12 protein-coding genes and 1 pseudogene are annotated in these 14,828 nt (G+C 61.5%); 5 read left to right on the top strand and 8 right to left on the bottom strand.

The genetic code is table 11. The features are described 5' to 3' along the window. Positions 1 to 24 precede the first annotated feature (24 nt). The 7 genes from KHO30_RS05465 to KHO30_RS05435 form a co-directional block, all read right to left on the bottom strand. On the bottom strand, positions 25 to 777 hold the full coding sequence (locus KHO30_RS05465; protein ID WP_211700282.1) for a peptidylprolyl isomerase: 753 nt from the start codon (positions 775 to 777) through the stop codon (positions 25 to 27). A 37-nt stretch (positions 778 to 814) separates the two neighbouring features. Beyond that, entirely contained in the window at positions 815 to 2,188 is a 1,374-nt protein-coding gene (locus tag KHO30_RS05460) for a beta-barrel domain-containing protein (protein WP_200621469.1), read from the bottom strand. Further along, positions 2,166 to 4,781 carry an FHA domain-containing protein gene (locus tag KHO30_RS05455; protein ID WP_211700281.1) on the bottom strand — a complete coding sequence of 872 codons (2,616 nt, stop codon included), beginning with the start codon at positions 4,779 to 4,781 and terminating at the stop codon, positions 2,166 to 2,168. Before KHO30_RS05455 ends, KHO30_RS05460 begins: the two co-directional genes overlap by 23 nt. Before the next feature lie 230 nt (positions 4,782 to 5,011). Then, on the bottom strand, positions 5,012 to 6,424 hold the full coding sequence (locus tag KHO30_RS05450; RefSeq protein WP_200621474.1) for an efflux transporter outer membrane subunit: 1,413 nt from the start codon (positions 6,422 to 6,424) through the stop codon (positions 5,012 to 5,014). 329 nt (positions 6,425 to 6,753) lie between these two features. Further along, positions 6,754 to 7,038, bottom strand: a complete 285-nt coding sequence (locus KHO30_RS05445; RefSeq protein WP_054035557.1) for a hypothetical protein — start codon at positions 7,036 to 7,038, stop codon at positions 6,754 to 6,756. Between the two features lie 268 nt (positions 7,039 to 7,306). Then, positions 7,307 to 7,750: a DUF4399 domain-containing protein gene (locus KHO30_RS05440; RefSeq protein WP_200621471.1), complete on the bottom strand. Its 444-nt coding sequence runs from the start codon at positions 7,748 to 7,750 to the stop codon at positions 7,307 to 7,309. 47 nt (positions 7,751 to 7,797) lie between these two features. Further along, the gene (locus tag KHO30_RS05435; RefSeq protein WP_211700280.1) at positions 7,798 to 8,301 is read right to left on the bottom strand and encodes a DUF4399 domain-containing protein; all 504 of its coding nucleotides are present in this window, start codon (positions 8,299 to 8,301) and stop codon (positions 7,798 to 7,800) included. Positions 8,302 to 8,598: 297 nt separating this feature from the next. Here KHO30_RS05435 and KHO30_RS39710 point away from each other — a divergent pair. Next, positions 8,599 to 9,465, top strand: a pseudogene (locus KHO30_RS39710) (caspase family protein); the annotation flags it as partial. A 573-nt stretch (positions 9,466 to 10,038) separates the two neighbouring features. After that, positions 10,039 to 10,719, top strand: coding sequence for a formylglycine-generating enzyme family protein (locus tag KHO30_RS39705; protein ID WP_425312890.1), 681 nt, complete (start codon positions 10,039 to 10,041; stop codon positions 10,717 to 10,719). Positions 10,720 to 10,746: 27 nt separating this feature from the next. Here the strand turns inward: KHO30_RS39705 and KHO30_RS05425 are convergent, their stop codons facing one another. Then, the gene (locus KHO30_RS05425) at positions 10,747 to 12,954 is read right to left on the bottom strand and encodes a serine/threonine protein kinase (RefSeq protein WP_211700278.1); all 2,208 of its coding nucleotides are present in this window, start codon (positions 12,952 to 12,954) and stop codon (positions 10,747 to 10,749) included. Positions 12,955 to 13,369: 415 nt separating this feature from the next. Here KHO30_RS05425 and KHO30_RS05420 point away from each other — a divergent pair, with 415 nt between their 5' ends. From KHO30_RS05420 to KHO30_RS05410, 3 genes are all read left to right on the top strand, one after another. Continuing rightward, entirely contained in the window at positions 13,370 to 13,657 is a 288-nt protein-coding gene (locus tag KHO30_RS05420) for a hypothetical protein (RefSeq protein ID WP_093637712.1), read from the top strand. Positions 13,658 to 13,745: 88 nt separating this feature from the next. Continuing rightward, a complete protein-coding gene (locus KHO30_RS05415; protein ID WP_093637715.1) occupies positions 13,746 to 14,030 on the top strand; it encodes a hypothetical protein in 285 nt (94 codons plus the stop codon). Between the two features lie 183 nt (positions 14,031 to 14,213). Continuing rightward, positions 14,214 to 14,441 (top strand): hypothetical protein, encoded by a 228-nt coding sequence (locus tag KHO30_RS05410; RefSeq protein ID WP_211700277.1) that lies wholly within the window; start codon positions 14,214 to 14,216, stop codon positions 14,439 to 14,441. Positions 14,442 to 14,828 lie beyond the last annotated feature (387 nt).

Here is a 14,828-nt window from a genome sequence, read left to right as displayed (position 1 = left end):
GCGGACCTCGGTTCGGCTATTCGGCTAGCGTGCTTCGATCACATGTTCCTGCGAGCGGGCAATCAGCCAGCTCTCGCGCAGCAGACGTCTCACTTCAGAGGCGACATCCGCATCGAGCACCGCCGGATATTTCGCGGTCACGGCGAAAATCTCGAAGCACGAACGGTCCGCCGACGGAAACGGTCCAAGCAGATCACCCACCGCCGCGTTGAAAATCTTCGCCTCGATGTCCGGCTTCAACGATCCGCGCAACACTTTGCCGATCACGCCGCCGGCTTCGCGCGTATCCGCAATCGAATGCTCGCGCGCCATGTCGGCGAAACTGTCGGGATCGTCGTGCAGATACGAAATCATTTCCTTCGCCTTGCCTTCGCTGTCGAGCACGATATGGCTCACCTCGATCGCGTCGAACTTCGGCGAATTCAGTGCGAAGTAGTCCTTGATCGCCGCCTCGTTGCCGACCACCTCAAGCATCTTCTCCTGATACAGACCGTCGGTAATGAAGGCCTCGAACTCGTCGAGGCTCACGCCGAGCGCATCGAGGTACTGATTCATATCCGTCGCGCGATGCAAGCCGCGCACGCGGCGGAACTGATCGGCGCGCTGCTGGATGTCGTCGGCGGTAACGGTGATGCCCTGCTTCCTGGCCGCATGCACCGTGAGCTTGTCGCGCACGATCTGCTCGATCAGGCTATCGAACTGGCCGGTCAGTTTCAGAAGACGAATGAACTCGGAAACGTCCACGACTTCGTCATCGATTCGCACTATCGCGGTCATGTCATCCGCTCCTTTAATTGACGTGTGTTCGGCGCGCTCATCCCGCCACCTGTCTGAATGGATCGAGCCCCAGATCGATCAGGCGCCGTTCGCGCACCACGATCTCCGCGCTCGCCGTCATGCCGTAGCGCAGCGGATAGCGGGTGTCCGCGATCTGGTAGTAGTTCTTGTCTAGCGTGACGCGGCCTTCGTACACCGGCTGCTTGTCCTGCAAGGACGGCTTGGTGGCCGGCGAAATATAGGCAAGCGTGCCGTTGATCAGCCCGTAGCGCTGATACGGGAACGCGTTGAATTTCAGCTTCACCGGCTGGCCCTCGTGCAGAAAAGCACGATCGTGTTCGGCGATTTCGATCTTCAGCACGGGTTTCGCATCTTTTGGAGCGATGCCGCCCAGCGGCGCGTTCGCCTGGATCTTGTCGCCGCGCTGCGTGGAGGTCACGTCGGTGATGACGCCGGAGACCGGCGCGAGGATCAGCAGGAAGTTGTCTTTGTCGATGTTCTCGAAACGGATCCGCGCGGCGGCTTCGGATACGAGGCGCGCTGTCTGAAGTTGCAGACGCAGTTTGTCTTCGGCGTCGGTGATGTCGCGGACTGCCGAGTCGTACTGGAGTTGCAGGTCGGTGGTCTGCTGCCCGCTGGTTTCGAGTTGCGCATTGGCCTGCGCGTATTCGTGGCTCAGGCGGAAATCCAGTTCCGCGAGTTTCGATTGTGCAACGCGGTAGGCGTTATCCGCTTCCATCGCGGCGGTTCGCTTCTGCTCGACCTGCAACTCGGCGATGCCGCCGCCACCCGGCTGAGCGAACAGCCGCGAATAGCGGTCCAGTTCCTGACGCGCCGCCTCACGCGTGCGGCGCGCATTGTCGAGCACGCTGCGCGCTTCGTCGAGTTCGGCCTTCTGACCTTCGGCGAGCTTGGTTGTGCCCTCGGAGACGCGATTTTCGTGCAGGCGCGCTTCCACTTCCATCTGCGCCTTCAGCGCGGCCGCCTTGCGCTCCATGAGCGCCTTCTTCTCGGGGAACTGCTTCCAGTCGCGCTCGGCGTCTTCGAGTTTGAGCTGCGCCTGCAGCGCGTTACTCGCCGCCTCGATCGCGCCGCGAGCATTCAGCCGCGCCAGCACGTCGCCCTTCGATACCGGCTGCCCCTCGGCGATGTACAGATCGGCGAGCTCACCGTCGATCGGCGCATAGATGCGGCGCACCTCGGATTCCGGCGAGAGCGTGCCTTGCGCGCTGACGATCACATCCGCGCGTCCCACGAACGACCACAGCAAGCCGGCCAGCACCAGCGCGACCATCGCCCAGATCAGCGCGCGTGCAAGCCGCACCGGCTCGGCGGTCAGAATCGCGATGCCTTCGACGCTGTGATCCTCCAGCGCCTCCGACAACGGCCTAGGGTGATTGTCGCGCTTCACTCTGCTCGCCTCCGATCAACGCCAGCTTCGCCTTCAGGAGCCCGGGGTCCAGCACCATGCGCAACTCGGTCAGCGAGCGGCGCTGCAAATCCGCTTCGGCCTGGATATCCGTGAGCAGGCGGTCGAAGTCGGCGGGATGGTCCGCCTTTAGTTGCGTATAGATGCGCATGCCTTGTTGCGCGGAGGACTGTGCATCGGAAAGCAAACGCGCCTCGCTGCGAAAGCCGGGCGAAATTCCCGCTTCCAGCCGCTGCGTGCCGCCGATGGGGCCGCTCGCCCGATATTGTTTCCACAGGCTCTGCGCACGTAGCATCAAATCCTGGGCGCGCGCCAGCGCTTTGTCGTGCAGCGCGGCGACGTCTTTCTGGATCGATTGCACGAACCACACGTCCGCCACCGGATCGAGACTGGCGTAGAACGACAGCAGGCGCTCGTCATAATCCCTGCCGCCGCGCGTCTTCTGCAAGTCGGCGAACTGGTCCAGCTGCGCTTTCTTGTGCGCCAGTTCTGTGGCGATCACGTCGGACCACGGCCCTGCAGGCATGGCCTGCAAATCCGCCAGCGCCTGCTGGGTGTCGCCGCGCTGCCAGGCGGCACTCGCATCGTTATGACGCTGGATAACATCCGTGGACGGCAAACGGCTTGCCGACAACTGCTGAAACTGCGCCTGAAACGGCGGCGTGTTGAAACGCACCGTCTTCAGCAAGGCGAGCAATGGCGTCAATTGACGGCTAAGCGCCGCGTTCAGCACATCGGTGTAGTGGCGCAAATCTTCCCGTACCCGATCGAGGCCGGCGAGGCGCGGATAGCGCTGCGCGTAATCGTCGAGCACGGCAGGCAGCGCGTCGGGTTTGTCGCGCCCGAGTTCAGTACGAATGGTGCCGTTCAGGCGATCGATGGCGGCGAGATAGACCGAGTCGTCGCTTTCCAGTTTGCGCAGATGGCTCAGCGCCCTCGCGTACGGTTCCGCAAAAACGGGCACATACGAGGCGATGCGGTCGAGCGCGCGCTGATGGCTCCTGGCGTCATCGTCCCAGCGTTGCAGCAGGCCGCTGATGGTCGCCTCGTCGGCGTACATGCGAATGGGTGCGTCCACCCCGCCGCGTCCCGCCACGAAGCGCTCCAAATCGCCCACCCACTGCAATTCGCCGACCAGAGAAGTGGCGTCCGCATTGTTCGCACTCAACGCTCTCATCTCCTTGAGCAGCGTGTCGGCCTGGTCGAACTGCGCTTTTTGCAGCGTATTCAGCCAGTCGGGGAGCTTCGCCTTCAGTAGCGCCTCGCTTGCCAGCGCGCTCACTTTCGTGTCGGCGGGGTGCTTCTCCAGATAGCCGTTTGCCGCGGTCACCGCGCTGGTGTAGTCGCCGCTCGCCAGCAGGTTTCGCAATTCGCGCTCCGACGAGCCGCGCAAGTAGAGCGTCAGCGCAATGGCCACCAGAATGACGAAGGCCGCGCCACTCCACCACACCGCGCGACGCGACATGGTGTGATCACCGCCCGCAAAGGCCTTGCTGAGTTCTCCCGCGAGCAGACGCCAACGCTGCGGCCGGCTCTTTGCTGCGTTCGTGCCATGAGCGCCGTTTGCGCTTTGCTTGTCATGCGTGCCGTTCGCTCTATTTGTGCCGTTCGTGCCGTTCGTGCCACTCGTACCGTTCGGACCGCCTGTCAGCGTGTCGCGCTTCGCGTGCGCAGATGCGGCCTGCGCCGCTTCGTTGACTTCGTCTTCGCGTTGTAGCCCCGGGTCCACGCAAAAGATATCGAGGAACGAATGTGCGGCGCCAACGAACGTGGTCTTGTCGGCATCGACAGCCTCGTCGGCAACGGGATTGAGGAATAGCTGGGTCACGGTCGGCTCGACTTCAGGGGGTTTCTGCAGCGTCACCCTGTAGACGAAGTGGTCGCCGCCAAATGCAAGGAGGTCCCCCTCCACAAGCGGCACCGCGGTCTCGTCGAGCCGTTTTCCGCCGACGAATGTGCCGTTGGTGCTGCCTAGATCTTCGAGGTAGAGCTCACCGCCCTTCAGAAAGATGTGGGCATGACGGCGTGAGATGTAGTTGACCTGATGCGGATAGCGATCCTTGTAGCGCGAGAAAACCTCGTCCGCCTTGCTGATGAGAAAGGGGAACGCCTGCACGTCGATCGGCTGAAGCTCGAGGTCGTCGCGCTGCGGCACCAGCAGCAGGCCGGGTGCAGGTGCCGCACGTGCGACGACGATCCGCGCGCGCGGCTCGATACTCACGCGATAGCAAAGCTCGCCGCCGAAGCACAACTCGTCGCCGGCACGCAGCCGCGCGGGGGCTTGCCGCACCGCATTACCGTTGAGCGTCGTGCCGTTCTTGCTGCCGAGATCGGCGACATAGACGGCACCGTGCTCCGTGAAAACCCGCGCATGGCGACGCGACAAGCGGGTAATACGTTCGGCGGGATACTCGGAGAATGGCGCTTCGCTGCGACCGATCGCGAACAGGTTGTCGACGATCCGGATTGCGTCGAGTGCGGGACGCTGCGCGGACGCAACCGGCGACAGCACCACGTCGAACGCGGTGTCCTGTGTCGCGCGCATCTCAGCAATCGGGGCTTCGCCGGCGGTCATTTTATCTGGATCACTAATCGTTTACCCGCTGCGGCGAGAGCGCAACGGGAACGGAAAGAAGAACTACGGCGAATTTCGAATGTTTTTAGTGAGCCGGGCAAAACCGGTCTCCTTACAAATTTTAAGTCACGCATGGCAAGTGTCAATTTTCTGATCGTCGGTTGAAAAGGCCATTCATGCGTCATATGCAGCCGAATTGCGCCACGCCACGCGTCATGCCTCGGATTAGCTCAGTGTTCCTTTACTTCCGCTTGCACATCCACGCTCGGCCAACCGCCGCCCAGCGCCTTATAAAGCAACACCGTGTCGGACAGAATCAGCTGGTGGTTAGCGAGCAGGTCCTGCTGCGCTTCCAGCAAGGTTCGTTCAGTTTCGAAGACTTCCAGCTGCGACACCACGCCGAGGCGCAATTGCGACTGAATCTGATCGGCGACGATCTGTAAACGCGATACCTGCTGCTGCAATTCCACCCGCTGTTCCTTGTGCGAATTCAGATTGACCAGCGCGTTCTCCACTTCCTCGAACGCGCCCATGACGGCCACGCGGTACTGTTGTTCGGCAACCGTCGATTGCGCTTTCGTGACCTTTACGTGAGCCCGCACGCCGGGATCGAGCAGCGGAATGTTGATGCTGGGCATGAATCCGTAGGTGAACGACTTCAGCAAATCGGTCAGCGCGAAACTCGCCGTGCCGCCGTGGCCAGTGAGACTGATGGTGGGCAATTGCGCAAGCTTGGCCTGGCCGACCAGATCGTAGGCTTCCAGCACTCTGAACTCGGCCGCCACCACGTCAGGCCGGCGCGCAAGGAGTTGCGCAGGCAAGCCGTCCGGCACCGCGGGCAGTTGTACGCGTTGCTGCAAATGTCCTTTAGGCAACTGGAACTCGCCCGCCGGCACGCCGAGCAGCGTGCACAACGCGTTGTTCGCGACAGCGCGCGAGCGGCGCAGTTCGAGTAACTGATTGGTTAGACGGTTGATCTCGGCCTGTTGGCGCAATACCTGAGTCTGCGGCACGAGACCGTTGCGGCGTTGGCCGTCGTAGATCGTGAGAATCTGCCGGTTCGTGACCAGCGTTTGTTGCTGCTGGTCGATCTGGTCGTCGAATTGCAGGATCTGAAAGTAGGTACTCGAGACATTCGCTACCAGTTCCAGATAACCGGCGCGCCAATCCGCCTCGCTTGCGTGGAACTCGGCCTTTTGCGCCTGCACGCCCTTCTCTACTTTGCCCCAGATATCGATGTCCCAGTTCACCTGCGTCGCGACGTTGTACTGCTTGGCAAACGTCTGACCGGTACTTTTTTCGAAATCGGCGCCGGCGCCGAGATCCATGGTCGGCAATGCGCCGGCTTTGGCTTCGCCGATTTGCGTGGAGGCCACGTCGATACGTGCGGCCAGCACCTTGATATCGAAGTTGTTCGCGATCGCCTTAGCGATCAGCGTGTCCAGATACGGATCGTGGAAGCCTTTCCACCAGTCCGGCTCGATGGTCGCGGCCGCCGATACCGGCGAGCCTTTCTGATCGGACCACGAGGCCTTGGCGGGCGTATCCGGCCGCTTGTAGTCGGGCATGCTGACATCGACACACGCACTCAGCGACAGTGCGCAGACTGTCGCGGCGCAGAGTCCGCGTAGCGCCGTGGCCATGTGGCTCGCACTCGCCGGCCGGCGGCCGGGACGGCACCGCGCTGTGGCGTTGAAAAAGCGCTGACGAAGCATTGAATCAAGCAACGCTGACACGATTGTCTCCGATGACACCCGCTACGCTGCACGAGAAGAACGCGCTATTTAAGTAAAGCATGTCCTGCCCGGCTTCACCATTGAAGCAGTGCAAGAAGGTCGGCGCGGGGATCGAGCGGTGACGCTGGGGTCGTGTGGAAAGAACGATTGGATGCGAATTCTTTTTGACGCGCTGGGGTTGCCCGAGCTTGCGCGTCCCGCGGAGGCCTGAGAGCCTCCGCGGCGGCCTGCGCCGTTCAATACACGTTGATGTTGTTGCTCGAGGTCACGTGCGGGTCGATCGTGGTGGTGACACCGGCGACGAACGCTGCGTTGTTGCCGTTGGCGTTCTGGATGTTCATTTCGTTGCTGATCAACTGCGTGGCGCTGACGCTCTTGCTGTTGTTCGGCGCATACACGGGCGAGTAGTTGAAGAACGACGACGACGGATAGCCGTAGCCGAAGCCGCCACGCACGGCGCTCATGGCCTTGCTGTCGAGTTGAGCGGTGATGGACAGGTCTTTGATCATCAGCGTGTTCATGGTAAATCTCCTGGAAGGGAAAAGCACAGTGTTGCGGTTGGGTTCGAGCATCTTGTCTGCTCGAGTGTCACTAATGCATGGGCTGTGCCAGTTTTGCTTTCCGATCCTAAGAAATTTTTCGAATGGCCGTAGATAAAGGGTTTCGGGGATGGTATGCCGCTAGTGGCAGTGCAACGGTGGGGATGTGGCTGGTTGATGCTGGTGGATCACAACCAACAACGCCCGCAACTGTGTTGGCTGTGACGTGACACTGAAGCGAAGCGCCGTGTCAGCGCGCAATCACGGTGATCTTCTTCGAGTACACCGGCGGGTTGTGCGGTATATGCATGTCGTCACCCATCAGCAGTTGCAACGTATGCTTGCCGGGCGGGAGTTGAATCATCGTTTCTGTTTCGCCCGCGCCGAAATGCAGATGGTTGCGGTCCGATGGAATTTCCTGGTCCATCGGCGGCAGGTCCGTGTCGATCAGCAGATGGTGGTGCCCGGTGTTCGGATACTTGACGCCTTTTGGCGCCACGCCCATATAGCGCAAGCCGAACCACACCCGAAACGGTTTGTTGGCCTGCACCACCTGGCCATCGTTCGGATAGCCGATATAGGCATGCGCGCCGGCCGGCGACGGCGTCGTGCCGGCCGTGGCGAGATTCGGCGAGGCCAGTGACACCAATGTCGCAAGTGCCACGAACGCCGCGAGCGCGATGATCTTGTACATGTTGGTCTCTCCGTCCTGACGGACCCGCTTTGAATGAACGGGACGCGCTAGTCTTTTAGCACGGTGATGGTGATCTTCTTCGAGTACACGGGCGGCACATGCGGCACGTGGTTCTGGTCGCCGAGAATGAGCTGCAAGGTGTGCTTGCCCGGCGGCAATTCGATGCGCGCGTCCGTCTCACCTGCGCCGAAATGCAGGTGATTGCGGTCCGATGGAATTTCCTGGTCAAGCGCCGGCAGATCCGTATCGATCAGCAGATGGTGATGCCCGGTGTTCGGAACCGCCACACCCTTCGGGCACACACCCATGTTGCGCAGCCCCATGCGCACCCACAGCTTGCCGCCGTGAATCACGGTGCCGTCCGACGGCCAGATGATGTACTCCTCAGCGCCCGGCGGCGAAGGTGTTTGTTCAGCGCGCGCGGACTCGGACGTGAACGCGATACCAAGCATGAGGGACAAGGCGGCGCACGAAGCCGTGCAGAGCGTTAAAAGGCTCGCCTTCGTTCCACGACATATGTCGAGCACGCCAGGTGTGAGGGTTCTTCGCATTGCGCACTCTCCCGAAGAATAGTCGTCTCCGCTCAGGCTGCGCGAAGCGCAGGCCGGAGGCTCCGACTGAATGTCGCGGGCGCTCGCGTAGTTGCACGTGGGTTCACGTGACGGGTCGATGTCGACGTCGATGAGCAGCCGCTCTATTAAAACGGCCGTACAGCGCTACTTTGTGAATTAGCTTAGGACGTAACTTGCCAAAAAGATACGCCATACTCGTTAACCGTATAACGCACTAACGATGCGCGGACCATTGTCACGCGCAAACCGCGTGCTATCGTTGTTCATAGGTTGTCGATGGAGAGTCGATCACGGCATCGATGCTGCGATCTATTCGCGCCAAAGCCTGATGCGGGCGTCGCGGTCATCGGAACTCTATGTTCTGTCCGGAACAAACAGGATACGAATATGTGGCGAACATTCCTGCTGGTGTGCATGGTCGGGGCGACTCAGGCGTACGGGAGCAGTGTTTATGCCGCGGCGCAGCGTGACGGCACAGAGCACGACGCTGCCGCTATGCGTACGGCGACTACATCCAGCGCGCCGCTCACACCGCAACAGAACAATCCGCAAGCGGCACGTATCGCCTTGGTGATCGGCAACGGCGCGTACGGCGATCATGCAGACCCGCTTCGTGGCAATGCGCCGCGCGACGCTGAAGCCATGCGCGACACGCTGCGTGCGCACGGCTTCGACGTAATCGTACGCATCGATGCGACGCCGCAGCAAATGCAGCAAGCCATAGGCGAATTCCGCCAACGTCTGCATGATGGCGGAATTGGACTGTTCTATTTCGCGGGCCACGGCATGCAAATCGGACGGCAGACGCTGCTCGTGCCCGCCGGTCTCGACGCGCGCGCGCCGGCACGACTGGTTAGCGAAGGCGTCGATTTGAATACCGTATTGCAGGCTATGCGCGCACCGCGTTCCGACGCGCTCAATTTCGTGATTCTCGATACTTGCCTGAACAACCCGTTCTCCTCCGACGCGTCGGTCGATACAGCCTCGTTGCCCGTCAATACTCTGGTTGCCTACGCAACAACACCGGGCGGCTTTGCAGCAGACGGCATGCGGCACGGCGTCTATACGGGCGCATTGCTGCGCGAGTTAAACGAGGCTTCTTCGTCACAAGAACCTGCGGGCTTGTTTCAACGTATCGCGGCGAGAGTCAGCGAGGCTACCAGCGGCGAACAAACACCGTGGATCGCCTCTTCGCTTGCCAACAACGCGAGCGCTGCACTAGCGGCGATATCTCGCGGCACTAGTGCAGCGCCCCTCTCCACTGCCAGCGACGACGCCATTGTCGCACTGCACAGTAGAGGCATTCTGCCGAAGGACAGCAGCGAGCAGTACGAGATCACCTTCTGGAACTCCATCAAGGACAGTAACTACCCGAGCGATTACGAGGCCTATTTGAAGGCCTATCCGAACGGCCGCTTCGCTGCGCTCGCCCACGCGCGTATCGACCGGCTACGCGCTGCTGGAGCGGCGAGCGCGCCGTCTGCTGCAGCGCCGTCTGCTGCAGCGCCGGCTGCACCATCGCCACAAGCCGCGCGGCCTGCCGCACCGGCCAGCGCCGCGCCGCAAGACCACCCGCACGCCGCCACGCCGACGCCAACTACGCCACCTGCAACGACCTCCCCACCCGCGGCACCTGCCGCGCAAGCAGCGGCACAAAAGCCCGCGACGCATCCGCCAAGCGCCGGCGAAAGCCGTGACTGCGCCACCTGCCCGATCATGATCGCCTTGCCTGCGGGCTCGTTTTCGATGGGCAGCAGCACCGACGACCCCTCCGAAAAACCCGTCCATCACGTGACCATCGGCGCGCCGTTCGCGATCGGCAAATACGAAGTGACCGTCGAGCAATGGAATGCGTGCGTCGCAGCAAACGCCTGTCAGAAGCTGACGCCTGAAAGCAATACAAATAAAGCTGCGCCGGCACGCGATCTCAGTTGGGAGGACGCACAACAGTACGTGAAGTGGTTGAGCAAAACGACCGGCAAACCGTACCGCTTGCCCTCGGAGGCCGAATGGGAATACGCGGACCGCGGCGGCACCACGACGGCGTACTGGTGGGGTGATCAGATGCGCAAAGGCAACGCCAATTGCAAGGACTGCGGCGATCCGTGGCATAAGGAAGGACCCGAATTCGCTGGCTCGTTCGCGCCGAATCCGGTGGGCCTGTATGACATGAACGGCAGCGTTTGGGAGTGGGTCGCCGATTGCTGGCACAACTCCTACCAGGGTGCGCCCGCCGACGGCCATGCATGGGACAGCCCCACCTGCGACATGCGGGTGATTCGCGGCGGTTCGTGGCGTGAAGGCGGGGGCTATATGCTGAGCGCGACACGCTTCAAATACAGCGCGAGTGTGCGCCAGTCGCAGGATGGTTTCAGGGTGGTGAAGGATCTTAAGTAAAGCTTGTGGGCGATCCTAACGCATTACCTAAGGCGTACGCGGCTTCGTCGTGATCGGCGCGAAGTCCGCGACGATATGATCCTGACCGTACTTGCCGGCGATCTGCGCGAGTCGCGTCTCCAGGGCGCGCAGATAGTCCGCACGTGATTCGCTTTCGGGCCGTGGCTTGTCGAATAGCTGCGTCGGCGTGATCAGCAGCACTACCATCTCCGATCCAAACGGCTTCGAAATGATCCAGTCACCCGCGCTGCCGATGGTGGCTGCATAGTGCGGGGGCGCCTGATTGTCCTTCGCACGCGGACTCGGCACCATGTGCACGACGCTACCGTCGAGCTGGTAGTAATCGAGGTTCACGTACGAATCGTAAGCGGGCGTAGTGACGTCCACCACCAGCGGATCGCCTTCGCTCAACAGGCCACCGGGTGGCCTCACATGCAGCGACGCAACGTGGCCCGCTTGCCAGTTGCGTGTCCAGTAGGGTGCGAGCGCTTTGATGGTGTCGCATTTGTCGTCGGCGATTGGCTCGACCTGGAGCGCGAGCGTATCGACGCCCGGCAACGCTGTCAGCGTGTCCTTCAGATGCGCTGCGCCGTAGCGTTGCGAGACGTAGCCGCGCACCGTCAACGAATGGTCTTGTGTCGATGCAGACAGCGCCGAGCACGGCACTTGCGCCAGAACCGGTGTGACGGCCGCTAAGGTCAACGCGGGTTTGGGCGCGGGCGGCGCAGGAGGCTGCACTGGCGGTGGTGCCGCAGACGCAGCGGCAGTTGGCGCTGTGGTTATCACGGCAGATGAGCCCGCAGATGAGCCCGCGGCCGACTTTGCGGCGCCTCCGGCGACTGGTCCGGCAGTTGCGGATGACTCCGACGCATTCGTCGCCGCCGAAGCCGTTTGATCCGCCGACGCCTCCGAAACCGCCGCAGCCGGCTGCTGGCTATCCTGACGATTCGGAGCCGAACGGAAAGCAAACACACCGACAGCCGCGGCACACACCACCGCAAAACTCGCGAATGCCGCCTTGACCAACGTCCCGGACTTCTCCGCGCGCGCTTCGTTATCGAACTCCGCGATGAAGCGCACGACACTCGGCATGCGCGTGTTTCTATCGAACGACAGCGCGGCCCGCAACGCGCGCCACTGCTTCGCATCGAGATTGGGCGGACGCTGCGGCTTGAAGTCCGAATTGCGAGCCTGCGTCGCCGACAATCTATCGAACGGATGGTGGCCCGTCAACAGCTCGTAGGTAATGCAGCCGAGCGCGTATATGTCGTCGCGCGGGTCCGGCTCGCGATGCTCGATCATCTCCGGACTCGCATACGCGGGCGTCAACGCACCGAGACTGCCGGGATCGAAGACAGTTGCGTCGCTCTCCTCCTCCGGCCGCTGGAACACGCGGGCAATGCCGAAGTCAATCACCTTCACTTCGGCATTCGTCGTGAGAAAGACGTTGGCGGGCTTGAAATCGCAATGCACGAAGCCGTGCTCATGCGCATAGGCGAGCGCATTGCACATGCCGCGCACAATCGGCAGCGCGGCGCGAACCGGCATGCCTTTATAGCCCGGTGTGCGCAATAGCTGGCTCAGCGGCTTGCCTGTCAGGTATTCCATCGTCAGGTAGACGATCGGTCCGTCCCGGTCGAAGTCGTACACCGTGATGATGTTGCGGTGCGCGAGCACCTGCGCCTTGCGCGCCTCGCGTTGCAGTGCGACGAGCGAATTCGGATTGCCGCGGAACTGAACGTTGAGCACCTTGATCGCGAGATACGGTTTGCGATCCGACGCCTCGAGCTTGCGCAAATCGAGCGCCTTATACACTGTGCCCATCCCGCCGACGCCCAGACATTCCTCGAGGACGAAGCGGTTATTCAGCGTGTCGCCAGTACCTTTGATCTGATCATGTCCCGGCACACCAGCGGCGCTCGGTGCGCCTGTCGAGCTTGCGGCGTTGGCCGCACTGGCAGAGCGTACAGACGGTATCTCGACGGTGGTCCGCATGCCAGTTTCGTCGCCGCCCGCCGCCACGTTCGAGACGCGCAGCTGTTCGATGCGCCGCCGCACTTCGGCGTAGAGATCCTCGGGGAGAGCGGCTTTGCGATGCGCTGCGCCGAGCATTTCCAGCAGCTGCGTGCGATCGAGTCCATCGGTCGTCAACGTGCTGTCGAGCTGAGCCACGAACTCGTCGCGTGACAGCTCGCCGCTCTGATAGTCGCGAATCACATGCGCAAGGCTAGCCATTTGTGCGAAGCGCCCCCGCTGCCGTTGGGCCGGATCGCATGCGACCGGAGCCTTTCTGGCTGATAGAAAACCTGTCGTAATCAGTTACATGTGCCGCTTCGATACTAGCTCCCGACCCGGTCTTTCGCAAACCAGGATTGCCCCGCTGCGTGCACGGCCGGCGAGTGTCTTGCGACATCCAACAGAATCCGCTGCGTTGTTGGGTACGCGCCATCAGCAGCGAGTCGTCCTCTAGCGGGTTCGTTGCCGCTTCGATGCGGCGACATGACGTGAAAGCCTTGTGCATCAGGCGTTCGTCAACTTTCTTAGGAGACGCGAGTAAAACTGGCACAGCCCATGCATTAGTGACACTCGAGCAGACAAGATGCTCGAACCCAACCGCAACACTGTGATGTTCCCTTCCAGGAGATTTACCATGAACACGCTGATGATCAAAGACCTGTCCATCACCGAACAACTCGACAGCAAGGCCATGCGCGCCGTACGTGGCGGCCTCGGCTTCGGCTTTGGCTACCCCAGCACGTCGTACACCAACATCAGCCCAGTCTTCGCGCCGAACAACAGCAAGCAGGTTAGCGCTACGCAGTTGATCAGCAACGAAATGAACATCCAGAACGCCAACGGCAACAACGTCGCGTTCGCTGCCGGCCTCACTTCGTCGATCAACCCCTGCGTCACGTCGAGCAACAACATCCACGTCTGACGCCTGATTCGGCGAAGCGGAGAGGCCCTCGGCAATTTCCGCTTCGCTCCGATCACGCCCGTCTTCCGCGCACCTTTGGAGAATCACCATGTCATCCCTCATGATTCGCGATCTATCCCGCACCCGCGAGCTCGACCGCCGGGCAATGTCGGCGGTGGCCGGCGGCACCGGCAGTAGCGTGCCCGGCCTGCCCTCGATTGCCGGCCTTAGCGGCATCGCCAATGTCAACGTCTCGGTGAACCAGAATCTCAGCCAGATTCAAACCGTCAATGTTGCCGCTCTCAACAACATCGGCGTGATCGGCGCCGGTTTCGTGCCGTTGCATCTGAATGTCAGCCCGTCGCTGTGGGCCGCCAATTACGCCAACGTTTAACGGCATGCAGTAGCGAAGGACCGGGGGCTTCCCTACTGCTGCCTGCTCATATCGGGCAGGCGAGCTGCAAGCAGATTTCCTATACTGATAGTGCGACGAGACCTCAGCACACTTAAAGACAGTCCCGAGCGACGGCTGGCCAATCGCACCAGCCGCCAGCTCGATCGCTTCCCTGGAGCCACCATGGCAAAGCTCGCTATCAAAGACCTGACTGACAGCGTCGAACTCGACCGCCAGGCGATGGCCGCCATTGTTGGCGGCGCACGCATTGGTGCACGTGCGAGCATCGCCGTGCAGGTGGTGCCTAGATCCACACGCGTCGTCGACTATCCGCCGGGTTTTCCCGCAGCGCACCAGGCCATTGTCGATGTGTCCGCTGGTGCGATACCGCGCAATTTGTCGCGTAGCTAGGCCTCCAATCAGACACTCGCAGCAACGGCACGCGCCTGACGCGCGTGCCGTTTGCGTTTGATGCATCGGCGTTCGTTCGGCGCGCCACTCGCACGTGTGCCGGTGCTGCCAGCACACTGCATGGCCCGCTTCGAAACAGATCGATACCGACATCTTCGCCAGCCGCATTAAAAGGTCCTTCTTATAGGACGCACGAGAGGTCCGCAATTGGAAACGAGCGTGACTGCCAAGCTATTCCTGCGACGGATGAATTTGTTCGATTAACCTGGTGAATGTCCGCACGCGGCGACGTTAGCGATCGTGCACTCACCTATGATGCTTAGGATGCCACGTGGTTTTATGCCGTTCGCCAATAGCAAGCGCTATCCGGACAGCATCCTGGCTCAG

It is taken from the genome of Paraburkholderia aspalathi, assembly GCF_905220735.1.
GTDB classification, from domain to species: Bacteria; Pseudomonadota; Gammaproteobacteria; order Burkholderiales; family Burkholderiaceae; genus Paraburkholderia; species Paraburkholderia aspalathi.
The sequence above is the reverse complement of the archived record's forward strand: the minus strand, read 5'-3'. Positions and strand labels throughout refer to the sequence as shown.